The sequence below is a fragment of the Streptomyces sp. E2N166 genome (genome assembly GCF_003671715.1).
Taxonomy (GTDB): Bacteria; Actinomycetota; Actinomycetes; order Streptomycetales; family Streptomycetaceae; genus Streptomyces; species Streptomyces thinghirensis.
Map to the genome: position 1 here is coordinate 1,031,076 of NZ_RAIF01000012.1, position 2,835 is coordinate 1,033,910.

Annotated in this window: 4 protein-coding genes; 1 reads left to right on the forward strand and 3 read right to left on the reverse strand. The window is 73.6% G+C overall.

The window, feature by feature from the left end; all coding sequences use genetic code 11:
• The 3 genes from EBH09_RS12405 to EBH09_RS12415 all read right to left on the reverse strand — a co-directional run.
• Positions 1–311 (reverse strand): LysR family transcriptional regulator (locus tag EBH09_RS12405; protein ID WP_153182649.1); only part of this gene is annotated, 311 nt, incomplete at its 3' end.
• A 29-nt stretch (positions 312–340) separates the two neighbouring features.
• Positions 341–1,267 (reverse strand): DMT family transporter, encoded by a 927-nt coding sequence (locus EBH09_RS12410; protein ID WP_121747029.1) that lies wholly within the window; start codon positions 1,265–1,267, stop codon positions 341–343.
• Positions 1,268–1,303: 36 nt separating this feature from the next.
• The gene (locus EBH09_RS12415) at positions 1,304–2,254 is read right to left on the reverse strand and encodes an EamA family transporter (RefSeq protein ID WP_121747030.1); all 951 of its coding nucleotides are present in this window, start codon (positions 2,252–2,254) and stop codon (positions 1,304–1,306) included.
• Between the two features lie 119 nt (positions 2,255–2,373).
• Here EBH09_RS12415 and EBH09_RS12420 point away from each other — a divergent pair.
• A partial coding sequence (locus tag EBH09_RS12420; RefSeq protein ID WP_121747031.1) for a MarR family transcriptional regulator occupies positions 2,374–2,835 on the forward strand: 462 nt, incomplete at its 3' end.

Below are 2,835 nucleotides of genomic sequence, written 5' to 3' on the forward strand. Positions count from 1 at the left end.
GCGGTGGAGAAGGCGCCGACCCGTACCTCGCCGGACTCCCCGTGGACGTAGGCCGCCAACTCGGCGTCGGCGCGTTCCAGTTGCTCGAACACCGCCTCGGCGTGCCGCAGCACCAGCCGGGCCGCGTCCGTCAGCCGGACCCGTCTGCCCTGGGCCTGGAGCAGCTCCACACCGAGCTGTCTGGAGAGGTTCGTCAGCTGCTGGGAGACGGCGGACGGCGTCATGCGCAGCGCCTCGGCCGTCGCGGTCACCGTGCCCCGTTCCCGCAGCGTCCGCAGGATCTGCAGCTTGCGGATGTCCCAGTCGGCCATGGCGGCAACCTATCCGCGGGCGGCCCCCGTCACCGACGCGCCCCGGCCCCCGAGGCCGCGCCGAGGACGACGCCGCCGAGGATCAGCGCCATGCAGCCCGCCTGCGCCCAGCCGGTCGGCTCGGCGAGCAGCGCCCAGGACAGCAGGGCGACGCACACCGGCTGGAGGTAGTAGACGACCCCGGCGCGGGACGGGCCGATCAGGGAGATCGCCTTGCTCCAGGCGAAGAAGGCGACTGCGGAGGACGCGACACCGACGTAGAGGAGGGGCAGGACGGTGCCCGGGGTCGGGCTGAAGCCGCCCTGGACGGCGAGGCTGACGCCCTGGGCGGGCAGCAGCAGGACCGTGCCGAACAGGAACGTGGTGAAGAGGAACCCCGCTCCGTCCAGACCGGCGGGCCTGCGGCGCAGCAGCGCGCTGTACGACCCGAAGCAGCAGGCGGCTGCGATCATCCACAGGTCGCCGGCCGAGAAGGACGCCCCGCCCGAGACCAGCAGGAGCACACCCGCGCAGGCGACGAGCAGCCCGGCGACCCGGCGGGCGCCGAGCCGTACGCCGCCCGCCCGCTCGAAGACCGCCATCAGAACGGGGGACGCCGCCATGATCATGCCCATGTTGGCGGCGGGGGTGGTGACGCCGGCCTGGTTGACGAGGGTGTTGTAGACGGTCACGCCGAGCAGGGCGGCGAGGAGCACGAAGCCGAGGTGACGCCGGATCAGCGCGCGTTGCCGCCAGGCCCGCCGGGCGCCGAAGGGAGCGACGACCGCGAGGGCCACCACCCAGCGCCAGAACGCGTGCTGGACGGGCGGCACGCTGTCGCCGAGGGCCCGGGAGGTGACGAAGCTCCCGGACCAGACGAGGGTGGCGAGCACGGCGAGCACGATGCCGAGGGCGACGGGAGCGGCGGCGGGGGTGTGAGCGGGGGTGGTGCTGGTCCGGGCGTCGGCTACGGCCACGGAGGTCCTTTCGGCAGGGCGACGATTGCGGTGTACCTACCGTCGCAGCGCCGGATCCGTCAGGTCCATCGAATCTTTTCGACCGTTCTTTGAAGGAGAACTGAAAGGTCTGGAGGGTGCAGCGGCCTTCGCGCGCGGCGTGAGCTGCCCGGCGACCGTCGCCCCGAACGCCAGCGCCATGCCCGCCAGCTGCACCGGCGTCAGCGCCTGGCCGAGCGCCGCCCAGCCGACGACGGCGGCGGTCAGCGGCGAGAGGGGGCCGAGGAAGGTGGCCTGGGTGGCGGAGAGCCGGCCGATGCCGCGGAACCAGAGCCAGTACGCCACCGCCGTGTTGGCCAGCGCCAGGTACAGGTAGCCGCCGGCCGCCGAGCCGTCCAGCGCAGGCGGGGCACCCTCGGCCAGGAGGGCGAGCGGCGCGATGAGCAGGCCGCCCGCGGTCAGTTGCCAGCCGGTGAGCGCGAGCGGGCCGACACCGTCCGGGCGGCCCCACCGCTTGGTGAGCACGATGCCGGCCGACATGGAGGCGGTGGCCGCGAGGGCCGCCAGCACGCCGAGCGCGTCCAGCGACCCGGCCGCCTTCAGCACCACCAGGCTGACGCCGAACGCGGCGACGACGCCGGTGAGCACGGACCGGACGGTGGGCCGCTGCCCGAGCAGCAGCGCCGAGAGCCCGACCACGATCAGCGGGCCGACCGAGCCGACCGCGGCCGCCATGCCGCCCGGCAGCCGGTACGCGGAGAGGAACAGCAGCGGGAAGAAGGCGCCGATGTTCAGCGCGCCCAGCACCGCCGCCTTCCACCACCAGGCGCCGCGCGGCAGCACCCGGGCGACGGCGAGCAGCAGCAGGCCGGCGGGCAGAGCCCGCATCAGCCCGGTGAACAGGGGCCGGTCGGCCGGCAGGAACTCCGTGGTCACGGCGTAGGTGGTGCCCCAGGAGACAGGGGCGAGGGCGGTGAGCGCGATGACGGTGGAGCGGCCGGCGGCCATGAAGACACCCTTCGAGAGACGGGCGAGTGAGAAGCTCAATGGAAAGTAGCTTACTGCTAAGCAAGATGCCGTCAAGCTACTTTCTTGCGGCCGAGCGGAGTTGTCCCGATACTCGTGGCATGACTGAACGCCCCGAGCCGCGCAAGGACCCCGTCGACGCGATCATCGACCAGTGGGCGGCGGTGCGGCCCGACCTGGACACGGCCGCCATGGAGGTGTTCGGCCGCGTCTTCCGGCTCGCCCGCGCGATGGGCGACCGGATGGAGAAGGCGTACGCGCGCTTCGGCATCTCCCGCGGGGAGTTCGACGCCTTGGCCACGCTGCGCCGCTCCGGCGAGCCCTACACGCTCTCCCCCCGGCAGCTCTCGGCCACGCTGATGCTCACCACCGGCGGCATGACCGGCCGCCTCGACAAACTCGAACGGGCCGGACTGCTGCGCCGCTCCCCCGACCCGCACGACCGCCGGGGACTGCAGGTCACGCTCACCGACCGGGGGCTGGAGCTGATCGACGAGGCGGTCGGCGCGGGGCTCGCCGCCCAGACGGAGGCCCTGTCCGCCCTCGACGACGGACGGGCCGCC

Bases quoted from the DNA above. Each gene is read 5' to 3' on its own strand.
- EBH09_RS12415 (WP_121747030.1), bottom strand. From the start codon at position 2,254: ATGGCCGCCGGCCGCTCCACCGTCATCGCGCTCACCGCCCTCGCCCCT.